The sequence below is a fragment of the Pseudoalteromonas sp. SCSIO 43095 genome, from assembly GCF_023650455.1.
GTDB classification, from domain to species: Bacteria; Pseudomonadota; Gammaproteobacteria; order Enterobacterales; family Alteromonadaceae; genus Pseudoalteromonas; species Pseudoalteromonas tetraodonis.
The window spans coordinates 1,963,608-1,983,557 of sequence record NZ_CP087995.1 but is presented as its reverse complement, the minus strand read 5'-3'; the positions used below and the strand labels follow the sequence as shown (position 1 = coordinate 1,983,557).

The window sequence follows — 19,950 nt, the reverse complement described above, 5'->3', positions numbered from 1 at the left end:
CTATAGAGGTATTTTTCGGGTTGCGAGGTATTTTTCGTAATCTGGCAATGTTCGCTCAAGCTCTACATCCATTAATGGTGAGCTAAGTAGCATATCGGCACTCACTTCATTACACGCCACAGGAATATTCCACACAGCAGCTAAACGTAGCAGAGCTTTAACATCGGGATCATGAGGTTGCGAGGCTAAAGGGTCCCAAAAAAAGACTAATACATGTATTTCATGCTCCGCTATTTTCGCCCCGAGTTGTTGATCGCCGCCCATAGGGCCACTTAATAATTGAATAACATCAAGCCCTGTTGTTTTCTCAATTAAATGCCCAGTAGTCCCTGTGCCATATAAAGTGTGTTTACTTAGAATGGCCTTATGTTTTTCGCACCATAACTTAAGCGCGGCTTTTTTGCCGTCATGTGCTACTAAGGCTATATTTTTTTGCGCAGGTAGAGATTGTATTTTTTGATCCATGCTGATTCTTATTAGTTAGAGTAATAAATTGATAGCCAAGGCAATAAATACAATGCCTGTGAACCTATCAATCCAGAGCTGGCTATTTGGGTGATTTCTAAAAAATTGAGCTATTTTATCGCCGAAATAAATATACGTGCAGTCTATCGGAAAAGCAAAGATTGGATACAGTAGCCCAAAAAACGCCAGCTGAAAGGTTGCAGATGACAAGCTATGGTCAACAAATTGTGGGATAAAAGCAATAAAAAACAAAGCCACCTTAGGGTTAAGCACTTCTGTCATCATAGCATGAAACATGACATTTTTGTTTTTATTGGTTGTAACATGCGGTTTATCGCTTTGCTCACAAGATGGTGGCATAAACGTGCCTTTAAGCATCATAAAACCTAAGTAACATAAATAGGCTGCACCTGCATATTGTACGCTGGCATAGGCTGTTTCAGAGGCTTTTAAAATAGCACTTAAACCAATAACTGCAAAAAATGTATGTACTACGCCACCTAAGGCAAAGCCAAAAGCACTTTGCATACCTGCTTTTCGCCCGTTAGCAAATGTTTGTGCCATTAAGAACGCGTTTGATGGCCCAGGCGCGACGGCCATTAAAAAGCTGGCGAGTAAAAATGAAAGTAAAAAATCAGGATTGATCATTGCTCTGAATCAAAAAGGGTTTGGTGGTTAATGTTATCAAGCATATAGAAAAATAAAAAGCGGGCATATTGCCCGCTTGGTAAAGAGTGTTAACTACAGTACTAATTGCCTGTGATGATTATAATTCACAGGCTCAGTAAACGTGCATTTTATTAGGCATATTTAGCATAACGAAACAGTAAGTAAGAAAAGGGAATTAATAATAAAAAGTGTGTGCCTATAAGCTCTGGGGTTGATAAATTTAAATATTGAGTAATAAACACCAATAAACTTGCTCCACTCATTTGCATTGCTCCCAAAAGAGCAGAGGCGGTGCCTGCTTGTTTAGGAAATAAACTCAAAGCACGCCCGGCGGCAGAGCCAAGTGTTAAAGCAAAACCAAATGCTGCAATGAACATAGGGATCATTAATGCCAATGGCGTTTTAAATTGGCTTAATAACACCATAAGTAAGCCGGCACTCACTAGCACTAAAAGGCCTATTTTTAAGGCTCTTTTAGGTTGACGTTTAATGTAAATAGGCATAATAAAACTAGCAAGAATACTAAGCACTGCATTGAGCGAGAACCAAAAGGTAAAGTCGGCTACGTTGCCACCTAATTCAGTAATGAGCCAACCGGGAGCCAGTGTTACAAACACCAATATAGCTGACATAGTGACCATACATAACAGGCTATTAAATAAAAATAATGGAGTTGAAATGATGGGGAGAAAGCGTCTTAAATCTAAAATATGCCCCTGGTAATGACTGTCTGCTGGTCGTGTTTCCCTAAACAAGAATAAGGTGACAATAAACCCCAGTAATGCAAAACCGGTTAAAAATAGAAAGTTCATTTGCCAACCAAACTGTACGGTTAGCCAAGCACCTAAAATGGGCGCTAATGCTGGAATAAAGCAAACTATACCGTTTAGATAGGTAATTATTTGGCCACTGCGCTCACTACCAAACTTATCTCTTACTATTGCAAAAGCGACAACAAAGGTAGCGCACGCGCCTAATCCTTGAATAGTACGAGCAAACATCAGTACTAAAAAGCTAGGAGTATAATACGCCCCCAATGCCGCCAGTCCATACAAAGCGACCCCAGTTAAGGCGATGGGCTTTCTGCCAAAACGATCAGCGAGTGGACCTGCAATTAATTGCCCCAAACCAACAGTAAGCATAAAAATAGCCACCGTTTGCTGTACTTGCTTTTCGCTCACTGAGAATTGCTCTGCGATAGTGGGAAAGGCAGGCAGGTAAATATCAATGCCCATCGGACAAAAAATGACGAGTAACGCTAAGATAAGTAATAAAGTAAAATTAGGTTTAGCGGGCTGTGTATGCATCAGGTCTCCTTTTGTTGGTATTTTAAGTGGCGACTGATGAAAAAGAAAGGGCTTATGGCCGATGTATCAGCCAAGTTACCTACTTTGAACCTTATTATGATTATTTTTGTTTAAGTATCACACTTCTTTAAACTGATCCGATGTGTTAATTTGCTTTTTAAGCAAAGACAATGGAAAAATAATAATGAGTAATGAGTCTGCATTAATAAAAACATGGCATAAATTTAAAAAGTGGCCATGCGGTAACTGGCTTTTCAGTAAAGCCGTGTGTTTCAAGGCACCATATTTTGGCTCTATGAAACCCACTATTTTAGATTTAAAAGCAGGGCACTGTAGTGCTGTGGTTAAAAACACACGCCGTGTACATAATCACATTGGAACAATTCATGCTATTGCTCAATGTAATTTGGCTGAGCTGTGTGCGGGAGTGATGGTGGATGCGACGGTACCGCATAAAACACACCGTTGGATACCTAAAGGTATGACAGTACAATACTTAGCTAAAGTAGACACAGACGTTACTGCGATTGCTGAAATTGAGTTACCTCATCAATGGACTGATAAAGAAGATTTAGTGGTGCCGGTAAAGCTTTACAATACCCGAAATGAGTTGGTGTTTACTGCAGATATAACCATGTACATCACAAAGAAGAAGTAATTGCTAAATTATATTTTTATATAAAGTATTAAAAACAATGGTTTAGTTTATTGACTAAACCATTTTTTGTTTAGGTTTAACCTTTTGCAGTAGACGACTTGTTTACAAACGAAAGGCCATTGTCTTCATTATCAATAATGGCTTTTACATCGTTAACCGGTTTTGGTTTATCTTTAGCATGCTCAATGACTTCTTTTTCAAAGCGCTGCTTTAAACTACCCTCAATAATCGCACCGGCTTCTATGCTCAGGGTGTCATGAAATATATCGCCAAGTACATGAGCGTTATTTTCGATCTTTACTTCACTTGCATTTAAAGAGCCGATGATTTTACCTTTAACAACGACACTGCTTGCCTCAACAACGCCCTCAACAACACCTGAAGTGCCAATCACTAAATGTTCGGCCTTTATATCACCGTCTATTCGTCCATCTAGTTGTACTTCACCTTGGCTTACCAAAGAGCCCGTTATACGCACATCATTAGAAATGATTGAGGGAGTATGACTTACTCGCTTGATTGATGAGTCCGTTTTTGCTTGTTTATTTTTACCAAACACGAGAAAGCGCCTTTGTTATTTTTAGTGGATTGACATGCTTGTCGTCGATTAATACTTCATAGTGTAAATGAGTACTTGTACTTCTTCCGGTACTGCCCATTAAGCCAATGACATCGTGCTTTGCAACAACTTGGCCTTTTTTAACATTAACTTTGTTTAAGTGACCAAAGCGCGTTACAACACCGTTTTTATGCGCTAACTCTATAAAGTTACCATAACCGCCATTACGGCCCGCTCGACGAACCGTGCCATCGGCAGGGGCAAAAATTTCTGTTTTATGCCACCCAGCTAAATCAATGCCTTTATGAAAAGCGCGCCTTTTATTCATTGGGTCTTTTCTAAGTCCAAAATTACTGGAAATATAATACTTAGCAGCAGGTAAAGGTAGAGTATTAGGCAGTGCTGTTAAAAAGCTCTCAAGCTGGTTTAACAGTAGTAGCTTATCGGCAATAGCAAGAAAAGTACTTGGAATTTTACTTTCATCGAGTATATCTAGCGGGCCACCTTGCGCCGTTGTTTGTGCCGCTAATGCGAGGTGCTGTGCAAGTGCATTTTCGAGACCTGTGTCTTGCAATATCTCTAAAATAGCGTCGTGGCGTTGATTAATTTGCGCAGCTAATAAGGTAAAATTAGTATCGTATTGCTGATTTAATAAAGTGTAGCGCTGCTCAAAACTGGTTAAACTGTTTTGTGCGTGTTTATTTTGTGTTTTATCTTCTTCGAGCGGCTCATGAAATTCGCTTTCGTTCTCATTAATAGGAGAAGATTCAAGCTCACCCTCTAATTTTATTACATCTTTGCTGATAGAAGCTGGGAGTGATTCAATCATACCTTGTAATAAAGCTTGTTTTTGTTCGAGTTCAGCTAACTGCTCTTGCTGCAATGCGAAGCGTTGTTGCTGTTGCTTTACTTTTTGTTGCCATTGTACTTGCTTATCAAGCTGAGTTTGCTCGATATGAGAAATTTGGTGTGTTTGCATATACACACGAATACTAGAGACACTCATCCACACAATAGCAATGAAAATAATAGCAAGCGCAGAAACCTGTAGCCAAGGCGTCAAAACAACATGTTTTACTTCACCATTTTGGCGAATGAGCAGCTGACGAGCTGGGAAATGTTTATTAAAAATAGACTTTATAAATAAAGGCATGTCACATAAATACTGGCTATTAAGGGGGTCAAGATAGCAATTTGAACTAAAAAAGCCAGAAAAAAATTGTAACTTCGGCTTAATTAATAGAAAAGGGCGGCTTATTCAGCAACCCTTTTTTACTAGTTTATTGATTTTATATATTATTTTGCTGGTAGTACGGTGCTCTCTACAAAGCCAAAGCCAATACGTGCAAAGCCTTCTTTTTCACACCAGCCACGCATTATAACGTTGTCGCCATCTTCCAAGAAGCTACGCTGCTCGCCGTTACTTAAAGTGATCTTTTCTTTACCACCACGAGAAAGCTCAAGTAATGAACCCGCTTCTTCATGAGTAGGTCCTGATTGCGTGCCAGAGCCCAGCATGTCGCCTGGCATAAAGTTACACCCGTTTACGGTATGGTGAGTTACCATTTGCGCTACAGTCCAGTATGAGTGCTTAAAGCTAGACTTAGACACTTGAGTTGGGTTGTAGCCTTCATCACGCATTTTTTGTGTTTGAATTTTAACATCCATTTGAATATCAAATGCACCTTGATCACGGTTAGCCGTTGATTCTAAATATTCTAATGGTTGCGGATCATTTTCATCACGCGTCCAGCTTGTTCTGAATGGTGCAAGTGCTTCGGTAGTTACAATCCATGGTGACACGGTTGATGCGAAATTTTTCGCTAAAAATGGACCAAGCGGTTGGTATTCCCATGCTTGTAAATCACGTGCTGACCAATCGTTGAAAACACAAAAGCCGAATACATGCTTTTCAGCATTTTCAATTGAGATTGCATCGCCCAGATCATTACCTTTACCTAGGTAAATACCTAGTTCCAGCTCATAGTCAAGGCGCTTACACGGACCAAATGAAGGAACTTCTGCATCTGGCGCTTTAGTTTGTCCTTTAGGGCGATGAAACTGCTGACCAGACACGCCAATAGATGACGAACGACCGTGATAACCAATCGGTACCCACTTGTAATTCGGTAGCAGTGGGTTATCAGGGCGGAATAAACTACCTACGGCAGTCGCATGATAAATCGAGGTGTAAAAGTCAGTGTAATCGCCAATGCGACACGGCAGAGCAAACTCAATCTCGCTTTGCGCAATAAGTGCGTGTGTAAGTTGTTCTTGATGCTCAGAACCTTCACGTAATGCTTTCGATAATGCTAAACGTAGGGCTGACCAATATTGCTCACCCAGACCCATAAATTCATTTAATGTAGCTTGGCTTGCAGCTTTAACGGCAATCTGTGCATCACCAGAGAATAAACCAAGTTCATTTACTTTTGCTAAATCAATAACCTGATCACCAATAGCTACAGCGCCACGGAACGCTTCATCTGAATTTTTACGACGTACTTCTGCAAAAGGAAGGTTTTGAATTGGGAAGTCACAGTTCGCTTCGTTAGCAGATGCAACCCAGCTTTTTAGATTAATATCGTGGGTTTCGTTAATTAGGCTCATACTCTTTCCTTATTGGTTCGCGCTGATTTATTAGTTATCTATATGGAGGCAATCAACGCAATTTAAACAGTTAGTTTAAAACAGAATTTAAAACGACAAAAAGCAGCGTGTTAAACGCTGCTTTTTAAGCGCAATATGGCGGTTTAGATTACACCACGACGCTCTTGATCACGTTCGATTGATTCGAACAGCGCTTGGAAGTTACCTTCACCAAAGCCACCATCGTCAACACGTTGGATCATCTCGATGAAGATAGGACCAAATAGGTTCTTCGAGAAAATTTGCAGTAGATAACAGTTTTCGCTTTGGCTATCTACAAGGATTTGATGCTCACGGATCTTCTCTTTATCTTCTTTAACCCATGGTACACGGTCAAAAATAGTATCGTAGTACTCAGGGATAATATCTAAAGTGGCAATCGTTGATTTATCTAACTTATCAAGTGAGCTTACTAGGTCATTAGTTAGGAATGCTAAATGCTGTACACCCGGACCATTGTACTCATTTAAGTACTCATCGATTTGGTTGTTGTTGTTATCTTTACCTTCATTGATTGGAATCGAGAAAGTGCCGCACGGAGATTTAAGTGCGTAAGATAATAACGCTGTTTTTTGACCTTTAATGTCGAAGTAACGAACTTCTGTAAAACCAAATACGTCTTTATAGAAGTTAGCCCATGTTTCCATCGTGCCTTTATATACGTTATTGGTTAAATGGTCGATACGGATGAAGCCTTTGTCTTCAACAATGTTTTGCTCGCTTAAGTCTTCGAAATCTGACTCATAGATAGAGCCTTTGTCGCCAAACTGTTCAATAAAGTAAATTAAGCTGTCGCCGATACCGTAAATAGCAGGGTATGGTAAGTTTTTATGTGTTGAGTCTGTTGCTGGTTTTGCACCACGTTCAACAGCAACCTCGAATGCTTTTTGTGCATTCTCTACACGCCAACCCATTGAACAGATTGCTGGGCCGTGGCTTTTAGCAAATTCAGCAGAAAAACCTTCACGCTCATTATTTAGTAAAAAATGAATATCGTTTTGGTTGTAATAAACAATGTCTTTACCCTTGAATTTTTTTAGCTTAGAAAAGCCAAAATCAGTAAACACTTTGTCCATGTAATCTGCATCCGGTGTTGCATATTCAGTGAATTCAATGCCCATTAGGCCTAACGGATTATTTACTTCGCTCATTGTCATTACTCCCGCAATTAAGCACTGCGATTATTAGTTATCGTATTGCCTTCATGATTAACCAGATTGGTGTTTTGGGGAAGAGGGTGTTGTTATTTAGTAAATAGCGCGTGTGTAAATTTTACGAGACGGTTATCAAAGTATGTTGTTTATTTACATACGAGCAGGTGAAAGTAAAAATTAGGAAGCGAGATAGAAGTGCAGACTTTCTTATTAAGCTATTGATTATTAATAGTTTAATTTAATTTATTTATATGTGTTTTTAGTTTTTTTTCGCTAAAAAAAGTGCGGTTTTTGTATTTTATTATTTACACTTTTAATGAGTTTGGTTAGCTGCGATATATATAAAAACAAAGAGTATTGATGCTTTGCTGCTATAAACTCGTTTATGCACAGTGATGAGGTATAAATAATAAACGGCTGAATGTAAAAATTGTGTGGTTTAATCTAGCGGCCATAAAAATACCCCCTGCAGTTAACTACAGGAGGTATTTGATATCATTTATCAAAGCTCATAATTATGCGTGTGATAAATCTAAATTATTGTGTTGGTGCGGTTTGTTCTAAACCTTGTTTTTCCCATATTTTAGCTTTAAAACTCATCAGTACTAAGATGATACCTACACCGATACTAAATAAGGCAATTTGTAGGTAAAGGTTCGGGATTTCTTCAACATTGTTAGGATCAAAGTTACCAGCAAGTAATCCTGAAATAACGTTACCGATAGAGTATGTAAGTACAAATACACCCATCATTTGACCAGTAAAGCGACGAGGCGATAACTTACTTACAGCACTCAATGCAACTGGGCTTAAACAAAGCTCACCCACTGTGTGTAAGAAATACGTAGTAACAAGCCAATAAGGTGCTACTTTTAAGCCTTCAGCGGCATAGTGTGCTGCCATAAACATTACTAAAAAGCCTGAAGCCATAATAACGAGGCCCAACGCACATTTTACGCTGTAAGTAGGCGAGACCATTTTTTTAGATAAATTAATCCAAAAAGCGGCAAAGAATGGCGATAGCGCAATAATGAACAATGAATTTAGAGATTGGAACCAAGTCGTTGGAATTTCAAATGTGCCAACCAGACGGTCTGTGTAGTCACGAGCAAACAGATTTAATGAAGAACCGGCTTGTTCAAAGCCAGACCAAAAACAGGCTGAAGCGACACAGACTAAAAATAGCGCCCACATTCTTTGTTTTTCAGCATCGGTTAGTTTGCCTTTGAAGTATATAAGGCCAAAGTAAACGAAAAAGATAACAGTAAATATAACTGCGGTATACCCTGCAACAATCGATGGGTTAATGACAATAGCACCTGTCATCGCAGCAGCGGTAACACCGGCGGTCGCGATAACAAATGCAGCAATACCACCCCATGCGCGCGAAGTACCTTTAGGACTTAATGGGTTAGCAGGTAAGGCGCTGTGATCTGGTAAGTTTTTAAGTGTACGCTTGTATTGAATTAAACCAATACCCATACCGACAGCCGCGGCACCAAATGCCCAGTGCCAACCTACGTTTTCCATAAAGTAACCACACACGTAGTAACCAATTAAAGAACCTAAGTTAATACCCATGTAGTAAATAGCGAAACCACCATCACGGCGCTCATCTTCGTCAGTATAAAGCTGACCAACCATGGCACTGATATTAGGTTTAAGTAAACCAGTACCAGTTGCAACAAAGATCAAACCAATAAAAAATGAATATTCATGTGGCACGGCTAAAATAATATGGCCACACATGATAATAATACCGCCATACCATACTGCTTTTTGACCACCAAATAATCTATCTGCTAACCAACCACCAGGTAAACCTAAAAAGTATACTGAACCTGTGTATAAGCCATAAATTGCAGCAGCAGAAGCAACGGTAAATCCTAGGCCTTCTTGTTGTAAACTTGCTGTCATAAATAATACGAGCATCGCTCGCATACCGTAGTAACTCATTCGTTCCCACATTTCTGTGAAAAACAGGGTTGAAAGTCCTTTAGGGTGACCAAACCAGCCACTGTCAGAATTTGAACTCATATTTACTTCCTAATTCATTATTGTTTTGATGACCTTGTGGTTTTTTATTTAGCTAAATTTTTACTTATAAAAAGTATAATAAATGCTCGATCATCAGTGTTTTTTATGCAGCTAAGGTAATGGTTTGCTAAACGCAGCTATACGTTTAGGTAAGAGTCACACCCTTATCCTAGTTACAATTGCGCCTAAGTATACATAGACCTTTGTGCTAGGGGAAGCGTTGAGCGCGCTATCATACATCGGTTATGTAATTGTTAAATACCAGTGTGTGAACCCCTATTTGCTGTAGTAAACATCTAAACTTATTAAAAAATATCTTTAACATCATAGGTAATATTGTCATACCAACGTTATCTTTAATACTGTTTGAATACCGCTTGAAAAATAAATAAAAGCTTTCTTTTACGGGTAGTTACAGCTACTAATTTTTCAATAATAGTTAACCTTTACTACTTTAATTTAATAATCACCACTTAGATTAAACATGAGCGAATATTGGCGTATGGACAGTAATGATTCGCTCATTGCAGCATATAATTTATACAATGCCAGCTTGACGAAATTGAGTTGCAACAACCCCAACTTTTAGTGAACAGCCAAGCTTGAATGCGTTAAGTGCTTGAAAAAGCCCTCTAGTTAGTAAAAAATATTTTTTCGTCCAAATTTCTTTACAATAAACTATGCTCGTAAACAGAGTTAGCGTATTATTCACGCCAACTAGTTTTTCCTTACCTGAGGGTGTATGCGTTTAGATATTCACTGTGCAGACCGAGTTGGTATTGCTCAAGAGATTCTTAATATTTTAGTTAGCTACAATGTTGACTTAAAGGGGATTGAAGTCGACTCAGTAAATTGTCGTATGTATGTGAGTTTTCCTGAGATTGAATTTGAACAATTTCAAAAAATTATGCCGTCTATTCGCTTAATCGATGGTGTACATGATGTACGAACAACCGCGTTTTTACCGTCTGAACGTGAGCACAACGAACTTAACACTTTATTAAGAGCACTTCCTGATGGCGTTATATCTATTGATGCTAAAGGGTGGGTACGCCTGTGTAACGACGCAGCCTGCAAAGATTTACAATTAACAGAAAAAGAAGTCACCGGTGCTAATATTAATAATTTGCTCAAAGGCTTTAACTTTACCCGTTGGTTAGAAGGCAAAGAAGTACTGGGGCAAACCACGCGTGTTGAAGTAGCTGGTGAAGATTTTATTGCTGATATTCTGCCTATTGCGGTCCCTCAAGGCAGCGAAGGCGATGTGCTAGCGGGCGCGGTAATTAATATAAAATCGCAAAGCCGTTTAGGCCAGCAAGTGAGTGCTTTTAGGCGTTATGGCCAAGAAAGCTTTGCGACTATTCATAACTTTAGCACGGCGATGCGCCGTGTTGTTCGCGAAGCGCGAAAAATGGCGCAACTTGAAGCCCCCATTCTTATTACGGGTGAAACAGGGACGGGTAAAGAGTTACTAGCGCGAGCTTGTCACTATGCATCTAACCGCTCAGTAAAACCATTTATTGCTCTATCGTGCGCCTCGTTACCAGATGATGTTGCTGAGTCCGAACTATTCGGTTATGCCGGGTATGAAGAAAATGCAGCGCCTAAACGTGGTGTACTCGAACAAGCGGATGGTGGAACGGTATTTTTAGATGAAGTAGGTGAAATGTCGACGCAGCTACAAACTAAATTGCTACGTTTTTTACAAGACGGTACATTTAGAAAAGTTGGCGACGAAAACGAAGTTAAAGTGAACGTGCGTATTATTGCTGCCACGCAAAAAGATTTACCAGCAATGGTGCAAGAGGGCGTATTTAGAGAAGATTTATACTACCGAATTAATGTATTAACACTGGAAATTGCGCCGCTTAGAGATCGTAAAGCGGATGTTGGGCCACTTACTGAACACTTTATTCAAAAATATGCGCAGCAAAATGGCCATACAGTCCCCGAGTTATCTGAAGAATGTTTAACGTTTTTACAAGATTACCCGTGGCCTGGCAATGTACGCCAATTAGAAAACGCGATTTACCGGGCGGTATCGTTGTTAGAAGACAGTGAACTGCGCGTTGAACATTTACAGTTACCCACGTTTACCCATGATTTAGGCTATTTAGAGTCTGATTTTGAGGGCTCGCTTGATCAAGCAGTTAAGCGTTTTGAAGCCACCTTACTGCGTAAGCTTTATCCTGCCTATCCTAGCTCTCGTCAGTTAGCTAAACGCTTGGGACTAAGTCATACTGCAGTGGCTAATAAATTGCGTGATTACGGAATTAACCGCAAAACGGTTAAAGTTTAAAGATAGATACCCAAATATCCTCATTTAATGATTGATTCCTTGGTTTAAAAACAACCAAAGGAGTCAATCGCTATGATACACTGATAAAAACTCAACTGGTAAGACCTCTACTGTGAACTTATATTTTAGACTACTGCTGTTATTTTTTAAAATTAAACGTAATTGTGACTACCAATCGTTATTAGAGACGGTTGATATAGACTACAAAGCATTACCAAGTGACTGCGATATTAATTTGCATTTAACCAATTCACGCTATTTAGCGATGATGGACTTGTCGCGTACCTGGATGACTGAACGGGTTGGTTTGCTTAAGCAAATAATGAAACGTCGTTGGTTTCCTATTGTTAATGCGACAGCTATTACCTACATCCGCGATATTAAGCCAATGCAACGTTTTACTATTAGTACGCGTTTGGTTGGCTGGGATCATAAATACTTTTACATTGAACAAAAGTTTCATTCTGAGCGGGGCTTACATGCCATTGCTTATGTGCGCGGCGTGTTTAAAAGTAAAAAAGGGGTGGTAAGCGTTGAGCATATGCTCGAGGTTGCAGGCTTTGACGGGGTTGCCCCCATTTTACCGGCTGAAATAATTCACTGGAAAGAAATGCTTGAGCAAAAAAAAGTAAATAACTTACCTCGCTAAACACAGGCAAAAAAAAAGGCCTAACGGCCTTTTTAACACACACATAAACGTTATTAGAACGAGTATTTAAGACCAAACATAGCTACAACAGGGTCAAGTGACACGGTTGAAGTTAATGCTTTTGCACCATTAGCATAAACAGTCGCATCAGTATCAATATCCATGATAGATACCATAGCGTGTAGGCCCCATTTTTCATCAATCTTGTAGTTAGCACCTACTTGAGCAACAAAACCAAATGAATCATCTAGTTTTACTTCTACATCGTTAGTTTCTAACGTTGCTTTAAGTGCTGCAGAAGGCTGTTCGTCAAAGAACGTCGTATAGTTAATTCCCACACCTACAAACGGACGAAGTGCATAGCTGCTATCTAAAAAGTGGTATTGTGCAACCAGTGATGGTGGTAAATGTTTAATATCAGCAATTTTATTACCAGCTAAACCACCAGTACCTTCTACATCATGAGAAAACGGCGTTGCTGCAATAAGCTCTAATACCCATTGGTCGTTAAATGCGTAATCTACAGTAATACCTAACTGAGTATCTGAGTCGCCTTTTAAGCCTAGAGTGGGTGCTTCGTTAATTTTTGAACCATCGTTATCTGGATTAACATTAATTGCACCAACATTAACACTAAAGTTTGCGTGTGCTGCAGGAGAAAGAGCCAGTAAAGAAGTAAGTATTGCAATGCTTAGTTTAGTTTTCATGTTGTTCTCCGTGAACTACTGTGTGACTATTTGTTGATTGAGGCTATTATTGCTCGAGGTTAAAAATAAAAACCTGTTCTAGATCAAAGTTTCAAAAGCGGATGAGTAAAGAGCCTCTATTTATTGATTTAGATTAAACTTTTACTTAATTAGTGCTTAAAAATTATTGACTGATCACTTAAATACAAGCCGCAAAAGAAGTATTCATAATATAATCAGCTAGTTTTGTTAAACTAAGGCTATGTTCACGGTTTAATAAAAGTAAGCGACCTCATGACTCCCTCTGGTCAACTATTTCTTCAAGGCTCCATTGCTAAAGCGCTGTTGAAATTAGGTATTCCTATTATCCTCATTAATATATTGCAGTCGGCTTATCAGCTTACGGATGCATTTTGGGTTGGGCGATTAGGAGCAACTCAAGTCGCCGCAGTGTCTATTAGTACCCCGATCACTTTTTTAGTCATTGCTATAGGCTCTGGGCTTGCAATGGCCGGTGCTATATTATCGGCGCAATACATGGGCGCAGGTCAGCAAGATAAAGTGAACCATGTTGCAGCGCAAACGGTGTTAATGGTTGCATTTACCGCCTTAGTGTTAGGGCTTCTAGGTTATGTACTTTCCCCATACTTTTTAAAACTGCTAGGCGTTGAGCAGGCGGTTTACAGTGATGCGCTTAAGTTTATGCATGTGTCCTTTATTGGCGTTATTTTTGTGTTTATTTACGCCATGTTCCAATCGCTAATGCGGGGCATTGGGCAAACTAAAGTACCTTTAATCATAGTTAGCACCACCGTGTTACTTAATTTTATTCTCGATCCGCTATTTATTTTTGGTTATGGCCGCTTTGAAGGGCTTGGCGTTATGGGCGCTGCGCTGGCGACTTTGGTTACACAAAGTTTAGCGGCACTGGCGGGCATTATTATATTTTTACGTGGTCGCCATGGTATTCAATTACAGCTAAAAAGCTTCTATCCCGATTGGCAATATATGAAACGGGCTTTTTTCTTAGGAGCGCCTGGCTCTATTGAATTATCAACACGTGCTTTTGGCTTGATCATCATGTCATTTTTAGTGGCAAGCTTTGGAACCGTTACTATTGCGGCTTATGGCGTGGGTTCTAATATTTTGCAAATGGTGATGATCCCTGCCATGGGTTTATCAATGGCGGTATCAACTTTGGTGGGGCAAAATATGGGTGCCGGAAATATTAAACGGGCTGAGCAAATAACGAAGCTTGCCAGTATGTGGGGATTAATAGGCCTTTCTTTTGTTGGGGGCATTGCTTATTTGTATGCAGATACGCTGGTGGCATTTTTTATTCCCGAAGATAGCAGTGTAATAAATAAAGGCGCGCAGTTTGTTCAAGTGATGTGTTTAAGCTGGGGGGGAATTGGTGTTCAGCTTTGTATTGTTGCTGCTTTTCGTGCCTCTGGAAATATGCTTAATGCCATGATTATCGCGTTATTATCACAATGCGTGGTGCAGTTTCCTGCCGCTTATATTCTTTCTAATCACACTTTGCTTGGCGATCAGGGAATATGGTATTCGTTTGCAATTACGAACATAACCATCGCACTGATAGCGTTCGCTTGGTTTATGCGTGGCGCATGGATAAAAACCAGATTAACCAAAGAAGATAAACACATTGTGCAGGTGACACGAGAAACATTAATAGAAGAGGGCACACGTTAGCCTGTATTTTCATAATGCGGTCATAAAAAGTCGTTGTAATAAATACACTGCTAAAACGAGGTGTGTTTTTTATGACAAAAGCTATCAACAAAAAAGTACCCGCGCCGTACTTAACTATTCCACAGTTAAAAACGCTCAGTCACTTACAAACGCTGGTCCGATTTAAGTCAATTACGCCTAATTCAGCAGGTGGTATCGAGTGGCTGGCACATCAGCTAACTGATTTAGGTTTTAGCATTGAGCTGTTTAGTGCCCATAATGTCACTAATTTAATTGCTAAAATATCTTTTGGAGCAGGCCCTGTGGTGGCATTTTCTGGTCATATTGATGTGGTCCCTGCTGCGCAAGGTGGCTGGTTAGCTGATCCGTTTGACGGAAAAATAATTAATGATGCGATTTATGGGCGTGGTGCCGCCGATATGAAAGGAGGCATTGCAGCCATGCTCAGTGCAACGCAGTCGCTAATACATAGTGCGCAGCAAAAGCAGGGCACCTTGTATTGGTTGATCACCTCTGATGAAGAAGGTGAGGCAGAGCATGGCTCAGTGTTGATTGCGAAACGCCTAGCACAACAAGGTGTTGTACTTGATGGCTGTATTGTTGGTGAGCCAACAAGTCATTTGCAAGTGGGCGACACCATAAAAAATGGCCGACGTGGCGCGGTGTCAGCGCGTTTAACCATTCAAGGAAAAGCAGGACACGTGGCCTATCCTGAAAATACCATCAATGCTGCGCATATCAGCGCTGAAATAGTGAATAGATTAACCCAAATTGATTGGCTTTTAGATGAGCCAAGCTCAAAAACAAGCTTGCAAGTAACCGGTATTAATATTGATAACGTGCTGGATAATTTAGTGCCTGCTCAATGTAATATTACGTTTAATATTCGCTACAGCCATGGGTATAAAAGTACAGATGTGAAACACCTGGTACTTACTGCACTGAATGATTTAAACGAATATTTAACGGTGCAATGGGAGCGTCCATGTGAACCTTATTATACAAGCCATAGGGCAGAGCGCTGCTTACTCGCCCAGCTAGAGCAGGCAATATTTAACGTGACCGGAAGCTATCCGGTACTTAGTACCAGTGGCGGGACTTCAGATGGGCGGTTTTTTGCAAGTAAAAACACGCAAGTGATAGAGTGCGGGGTTTTAAACCAGACCATTCATCAAGTTAATGAACATGTGCCCATTAGCGACTTGTTACAAATAGAGAAAATATACACCCAACTATTAGTACATATATTTAGCCAATCTAATAATGAGGAGATTAGATAAATATTAAATTGCCTAAGTTTAAGCGCCCAAGTTTAGGCGCTTAAGTTAATATTTTAACGGCAAAGCTTAGTTTATTGAGGCGGTGTTTTGTGCTCCCAAATAGCGTTTTGCTTTACTCGGTTTTACTTTCTCAAGGTCGACCAATACCAATCCATCAATACAATTATTAAATTGCGGATCAATACTAAAACTTAAAAACGTTACCCCATTTGGCTCACATAGCTCGGTGTATTGTTTAAATAGTGTGGGTACATGGGTGCCCATATTAGCCAGTATGTGTTTAAGTTCTACAAAGTCTTCTTTGATGTTGTTACCCATAAACAAATTAGTGCATTGAATCTGCTGCTCACGGGTGTGACGAAATGCATTGTTAGGCGTTGCGAGTGACTTTTCAGAGCCATAATAGTGCTGATAATAATGTACCAGTAAGGATTTTGCTTGCTCTGGCAGTGCGTTTGACACACTCACTGCACCAAATAAGTAACGATACTGAGGGTAGCGGTTAATAAATGCACCAATGCCATACCATAAGTAGTCGAGGCTTTTTCTGCCCCAGTATTTGGGTTGTACAAAACTACGGCCTAATTCTATGCCTTGCTTGAAGTATGGCGTCATCTCTTGGGTATAATTAAATAAGCTATCGGTATAAAGCCCACGTTGAGAGTGCTGTTCAATCACATCCTGCGCGCAGGCTAACCTGTAAGCGCCAACTAGTTCGAGTGATTGTGCATCCCATAAGACTAAGTGTTGATAATGCATATCGTATTTGTCTATATCACGGCGATTGCCACTGCCTTCACCTACTGCACGAAAGGCAATTTCCCGCAGGCGACCCAGTTCACGAAATAACGGTGAGCTGCCTTGGTATTGGTATAAGTAAATAACCATGCCATCACTGGTTTTACCTAAATGTTCGCAGCTTTCGATGGCTTTTTTTAATTCTTTTTTACACTCTGGTGAGGCAATAGGAGCATGAGTTTTTAGTGGCAGTGTTTTTTTAGTGGTTAAACGGTACAGCTGTTTTCGTATAAGCTCGACCACTTCCTTGTCTTTTAAATCGGGTATTAAATAAGATTCAGGAGCAATGGAGGCGCCTATTTCAAATTCGAGCGATTTTTGGCGCTGTTTAAACATTTCTTTGACTAATAATAAACTAGCAAGCGGTTTATATAGCATAGAGGCTCCGTAAAAAAGCGGGCTGTTTCTAGCTTTTATATGTATGGGTAAAATTGGGCTATTAGCTTTTTTAGCGATACGTAAAAACCCGCTGTTCCATTTACAGTCTTTGATCCCTGTTGGTCGAAGTCGAGAAACTTCACCCGCTGGGAAAATAAGTAATGCTCCTTCATTTTTTAAATGCTGGTGGATATTACTCAACTCTTGTTTTTTACTTTGCCCCGACAAATTATCAACGGGTAGTAATAATGAATGCATTGCATCAACGGTCATTAGCATTCGGTTAGCCACGACTTTTAAATCGGCACGCACCGTCGATAACACATTAATTAATGCAAGCGCATCTAAGGATCCAATTGGATGATTAGCAATAATGACAATTTTCCCTTCACTGGGAATATTTTCTATTTGTTTTGCTTTGTATCGAGTGTCAAAATCAAGTTCATCAAGTACTTGCTCGACAAATTCTATTCCTTGAAGATGGGGATAAGTTGTTGCAAAGTTTGTAAACTCTTGTTCATGTAATAAGTAGCTAAGGCTCTTTTTTACCAGTTTTTTTATTTTAAATGAGTTAGTTAACTGTGGTAAGTTAGTCGCAATTACTTTATCTACACTGATCATACGCACCTCTTTTTTATACTAGGCTAAAGCCAATATGTTTAGCTTAGAGTGCGGATATGACAATACGCGGTCAGTTGTGTGACTTTTTAAAACCGTTTACATACTATTGAATTGAACCATACCAGTACTATTATTTAGGGTTACTTTTTAAGGAATCATCATGTCAGTTTTGGTGGCTATAACAGGTCGAGACAACACAAAATTAATAGCAAAAATGAAATCACGATTGCCTAGTATTCGAATTGAAGAACTTAATGATTGCCAAAATTTAGAGAGTGTAGAGTTCGTTTTAGCGTGGAATGCGCCTGCATCACTGTGGCCCACGTTACCAAACCTAAAGGCTGTGTCATCGTTTGGCGCTGGCGTTGATAGCATTGATTTAAGTTTATTACCTGCGGATGTAGAGGTCGTGCGTATTGTTGATAAACATTTAGCCAACGATATGGCAGAATACGTACTTACCCATGTATTAGCACAAAAATTGCGATTAAAAGAATATGCAATAAAGCAACAGCAAAGTATATGGAAACCTAAAAGAGCGCATAAACATAATCAAGTAAGCATTTTAGGGTTTGGCGAACTAGGTCAAGCATGTGCACATAGGCTGGTTAATAACGGTTTTAACGTAAATGCTTGGAGCCGAAGCCCTAAAACATCAAACATTGCGACACTCTATCATGGTGATGACGGCTTAACACAGATGCTTGCGCAAACCGATTATTTAGTATGTTTATTACCGCTTACCAGCAGTACCCAAAGCATTATTAATAAACAGTTACTTGAGCAACTGCCTGAACATGCTGTGGTGATTAATGTGGCCAGAGGTGGGCATATAGTAGAAGCTGATTTACTTGATGCACTTAACAATACACGTATACGCGCAGCAGTGCTTGATGTGTTTGCCAGTGAACCACTGCCAAGCGAACACTCTTATTGGTTGCATCCAAGTATTACTTTAACACCGCACTGTGCTGCGTTGTCAGATCTGGATAGTGTTATTGAACAAATAGCAGAAAACATTTTGCGTTTAAAAGCGAAACAGCCATTAATAAATTGCATTAATAAGCAGCAAGGTTATTAATTAGCAGTTGTTGGCCTTCAAGGATTAAAATTTGTTTAATTTTTAACAGAAACAGCTTGTTAACATTTGTAATTTTTATTATTGTTAAAAACAGTTCTAACAATAATAAAAAATAGGATGAATTATGAAACCCAATCAAGGGGGCGCAAAAATCAGCATCGTGGTTGTATCTATCATTATATTAGGAATATCTGCCTGGTTTAATCAAGCCAATGCGGCAGCGCTGCTGATCTGACCCTTATTTTCACAGCAAGATTTAGCTACGCTTGCTGTGTATTTCTCTGTTTTGATGCTTTTTATCATCACTTTTCTTCAATAAAACATACGTCGCACCACTTCCCCCATGCTGCCTAAGTGCAGTATGAAACGCTAAAACGCATGGAATTGTTTGTAACCACTGATTTACGTAACTTTTTAATATCCCTGGCTTGGTTTTATTTTTAATACCTATGCCATGGCGAACGAGTACCATTCTTATATTGCGCTGATGGCAGTCTTGAACAAAGGCTAATAATGATGCGTGTGCATTTTTTAAAAGTTGCCCATGTAAATCAAGCGTCGCATCAAGCTGATATTTCGCTAATCTTACATTTTTAAAAACCGCGCTTTGTACGCCCTCTTTTTTAAAGCTTAATATGGCAAGTGGATCGAGTAATTCAAGTGGTTCATCCAACGGATTGAACTGTTCAGAGACTAAACCTGATTGTGCTGCTTTATTTTTTTCTTGCTGGGCGATGACCACTTTATGGTTTTTAGGTGGTAAGGTCACAGTGTCATGCGTTATGGGGGTAACATCTTCCATAGAAGATAAGAATAAATCGAAATCTGACAATGGCATGGGCTTATCTCAAATTAGGCTAATACGAGATAAATTTTAACTTAGTTCAAACCCAGACCCAAGATTTTTAACAGTGAGATATAAAAAAGCCCAGAAAAACTGGGCTATA

General features: G+C 39.6%; 17 protein-coding genes. 6 read left to right on the top strand and 11 right to left on the bottom strand.

Annotation, left to right across the window (positions count from 1 at the left end; all coding sequences use genetic code 11):
• From LOC50_RS09390 to LOC50_RS09380, 3 genes are all read right to left on the bottom strand, one after another.
• A complete protein-coding gene (locus LOC50_RS09390; RefSeq protein ID WP_250653102.1) occupies positions 1-465 on the bottom strand; it encodes a methylglyoxal synthase in 465 nt (154 codons plus the stop codon).
• A gap of 15 nt (positions 466-480) precedes the next feature.
• Complete coding sequence (locus LOC50_RS09385) at positions 481-1,113, bottom strand: LysE family translocator (RefSeq protein WP_036983259.1); 633 nt, start codon at positions 1,111-1,113, stop codon at positions 481-483.
• 152 nt (positions 1,114-1,265) lie between these two features.
• A complete protein-coding gene (locus tag LOC50_RS09380) occupies positions 1,266-2,441 on the bottom strand; it encodes a multidrug effflux MFS transporter (protein WP_250653101.1) in 1,176 nt (391 codons plus the stop codon).
• 184 nt (positions 2,442-2,625) lie between these two features.
• On the opposite strand from LOC50_RS09380, the gene LOC50_RS09375 reads away from it, so the two are divergent.
• The gene (locus LOC50_RS09375) at positions 2,626-3,099 is read left to right on the top strand and encodes a hotdog fold domain-containing protein (RefSeq protein ID WP_036983257.1); all 474 of its coding nucleotides are present in this window, start codon (positions 2,626-2,628) and stop codon (positions 3,097-3,099) included.
• A gap of 76 nt (positions 3,100-3,175) precedes the next feature.
• Here the strand turns inward: LOC50_RS09375 and LOC50_RS09370 are convergent, their stop codons facing one another.
• From LOC50_RS09370 to LOC50_RS09350, 5 genes are all read right to left on the bottom strand, one after another.
• Complete coding sequence (locus tag LOC50_RS09370) at positions 3,176-3,658, bottom strand: bactofilin family protein (protein ID WP_138626839.1); 483 nt, start codon at positions 3,656-3,658, stop codon at positions 3,176-3,178.
• Positions 3,648-4,811 (bottom strand): M23 family metallopeptidase, encoded by a 1,164-nt coding sequence (locus tag LOC50_RS09365; protein ID WP_250653100.1) that lies wholly within the window; start codon positions 4,809-4,811, stop codon positions 3,648-3,650. Before LOC50_RS09365 ends, LOC50_RS09370 begins: the two co-directional genes overlap by 11 nt.
• 143 nt (positions 4,812-4,954) lie before the next feature.
• A complete protein-coding gene (gene fahA / locus LOC50_RS09360) occupies positions 4,955-6,268 on the bottom strand; it encodes a fumarylacetoacetase (RefSeq protein ID WP_036983254.1) in 1,314 nt (437 codons plus the stop codon).
• Between the two features lie 143 nt (positions 6,269-6,411).
• Complete coding sequence (gene hppD, locus LOC50_RS09355; RefSeq protein ID WP_138626841.1) at positions 6,412-7,458, bottom strand: 4-hydroxyphenylpyruvate dioxygenase; 1,047 nt, start codon at positions 7,456-7,458, stop codon at positions 6,412-6,414.
• A gap of 540 nt (positions 7,459-7,998) precedes the next feature.
• Complete coding sequence (locus LOC50_RS09350; protein ID WP_013464455.1) at positions 7,999-9,498, bottom strand: peptide MFS transporter; 1,500 nt, start codon at positions 9,496-9,498, stop codon at positions 7,999-8,001.
• A 742-nt stretch (positions 9,499-10,240) separates the two neighbouring features.
• Here LOC50_RS09350 and tyrR point away from each other — a divergent pair.
• Together tyrR and LOC50_RS09340 are read left to right on the top strand one after the other, a co-directional pair.
• Complete coding sequence (gene tyrR / locus LOC50_RS09345) at positions 10,241-11,797, top strand: transcriptional regulator TyrR (RefSeq protein WP_250653099.1); 1,557 nt, start codon at positions 10,241-10,243, stop codon at positions 11,795-11,797.
• A 112-nt stretch (positions 11,798-11,909) separates the two neighbouring features.
• The gene (locus tag LOC50_RS09340) at positions 11,910-12,446 is read left to right on the top strand and encodes a thioesterase family protein (protein ID WP_250653098.1); all 537 of its coding nucleotides are present in this window, start codon (positions 11,910-11,912) and stop codon (positions 12,444-12,446) included.
• A 53-nt stretch (positions 12,447-12,499) separates the two neighbouring features.
• Here the strand turns inward: LOC50_RS09340 and LOC50_RS09335 are convergent, their stop codons facing one another.
• Positions 12,500-13,153 carry an OmpW/AlkL family protein gene (locus LOC50_RS09335; protein ID WP_036983252.1) on the bottom strand — a complete coding sequence of 218 codons (654 nt, stop codon included), beginning with the start codon at positions 13,151-13,153 and terminating at the stop codon, positions 12,500-12,502.
• Positions 13,154-13,426: 273 nt separating this feature from the next.
• Between LOC50_RS09335 and LOC50_RS09330 the strand changes: the two genes are divergently transcribed.
• Both LOC50_RS09330 and dapE read left to right on the top strand, forming a co-directional pair.
• The gene (locus LOC50_RS09330; protein WP_250653097.1) at positions 13,427-14,845 is read left to right on the top strand and encodes an MATE family efflux transporter; all 1,419 of its coding nucleotides are present in this window, start codon (positions 13,427-13,429) and stop codon (positions 14,843-14,845) included.
• Between the two features lie 71 nt (positions 14,846-14,916).
• Positions 14,917-16,125, top strand: coding sequence for a succinyl-diaminopimelate desuccinylase (gene dapE, locus LOC50_RS09325; RefSeq protein WP_250653096.1), 1,209 nt, complete (start codon positions 14,917-14,919; stop codon positions 16,123-16,125).
• 66 nt (positions 16,126-16,191) lie between these two features.
• On the opposite strand, the gene olsF is transcribed toward dapE, so the two are convergent.
• Positions 16,192-17,922 (bottom strand): bifunctional ornithine lipid synthase OlsF, encoded by a 1,731-nt coding sequence (gene olsF / locus LOC50_RS09320; protein WP_036983248.1) that lies wholly within the window; start codon positions 17,920-17,922, stop codon positions 16,192-16,194.
• A gap of 160 nt (positions 17,923-18,082) precedes the next feature.
• On the opposite strand from olsF, the gene LOC50_RS09315 reads away from it, so the two are divergent.
• Complete coding sequence (locus LOC50_RS09315; protein ID WP_250653095.1) at positions 18,083-19,003, top strand: 2-hydroxyacid dehydrogenase; 921 nt, start codon at positions 18,083-18,085, stop codon at positions 19,001-19,003.
• A 256-nt stretch (positions 19,004-19,259) separates the two neighbouring features.
• Here the strand turns inward: LOC50_RS09315 and smrA are convergent, their stop codons facing one another.
• Positions 19,260-19,841, bottom strand: coding sequence for a DNA endonuclease SmrA (gene smrA / locus LOC50_RS09310; protein ID WP_250653094.1), 582 nt, complete (start codon positions 19,839-19,841; stop codon positions 19,260-19,262).
• Positions 19,842-19,950 lie beyond the last annotated feature (109 nt).

What these genes read in the sequence shown, in the direction of transcription:
- LOC50_RS09390 (WP_250653102.1), bottom strand. Translation starts at nt 465, where the DNA reads ATGGATCAAAAAATACAATCTCTACCTGCGCAAAAAAATATAGCCTTA.
- LOC50_RS09385 (WP_036983259.1), bottom strand. Translation starts at nt 1,113, where the DNA reads ATGATCAATCCTGATTTTTTACTTTCATTTTTACTCGCCAGCTTTTTA.
- LOC50_RS09380 (WP_250653101.1), bottom strand. Translation starts at nt 2,441, where the DNA reads ATGCATACACAGCCCGCTAAACCTAATTTTACTTTATTACTTATCTTA.
- LOC50_RS09375 (WP_036983257.1), top strand. Translation starts at nt 2,626, where the DNA reads ATGAGTAATGAGTCTGCATTAATAAAAACATGGCATAAATTTAAAAAG.
- LOC50_RS09365 (WP_250653100.1), bottom strand. Translation starts at nt 4,811, where the DNA reads ATGCCTTTATTTATAAAGTCTATTTTTAATAAACATTTCCCAGCTCGT.
- fahA (WP_036983254.1), bottom strand. Translation starts at nt 6,268, where the DNA reads ATGAGCCTAATTAACGAAACCCACGATATTAATCTAAAAAGCTGGGTT.
- hppD (WP_138626841.1), bottom strand. Translation starts at nt 7,458, where the DNA reads ATGAGCGAAGTAAATAATCCGTTAGGCCTAATGGGCATTGAATTCACT.
- LOC50_RS09350 (WP_013464455.1), bottom strand. Translation starts at nt 9,498, where the DNA reads ATGAGTTCAAATTCTGACAGTGGCTGGTTTGGTCACCCTAAAGGACTT.
- tyrR (WP_250653099.1), top strand. Translation starts at nt 10,241, where the DNA reads ATGCGTTTAGATATTCACTGTGCAGACCGAGTTGGTATTGCTCAAGAG.
- LOC50_RS09335 (WP_036983252.1), bottom strand. Translation starts at nt 13,153, where the DNA reads ATGAAAACTAAACTAAGCATTGCAATACTTACTTCTTTACTGGCTCTT.
- LOC50_RS09330 (WP_250653097.1), top strand. Translation starts at nt 13,427, where the DNA reads ATGACTCCCTCTGGTCAACTATTTCTTCAAGGCTCCATTGCTAAAGCG.
- dapE (WP_250653096.1), top strand. Translation starts at nt 14,917, where the DNA reads ATGACAAAAGCTATCAACAAAAAAGTACCCGCGCCGTACTTAACTATT.
- olsF (WP_036983248.1), bottom strand. Translation starts at nt 17,922, where the DNA reads ATGATCAGTGTAGATAAAGTAATTGCGACTAACTTACCACAGTTAACT.
- LOC50_RS09315 (WP_250653095.1), top strand. Translation starts at nt 18,083, where the DNA reads ATGTCAGTTTTGGTGGCTATAACAGGTCGAGACAACACAAAATTAATA.
- smrA (WP_250653094.1), bottom strand. Translation starts at nt 19,841, where the DNA reads ATGCCATTGTCAGATTTCGATTTATTCTTATCTTCTATGGAAGATGTT.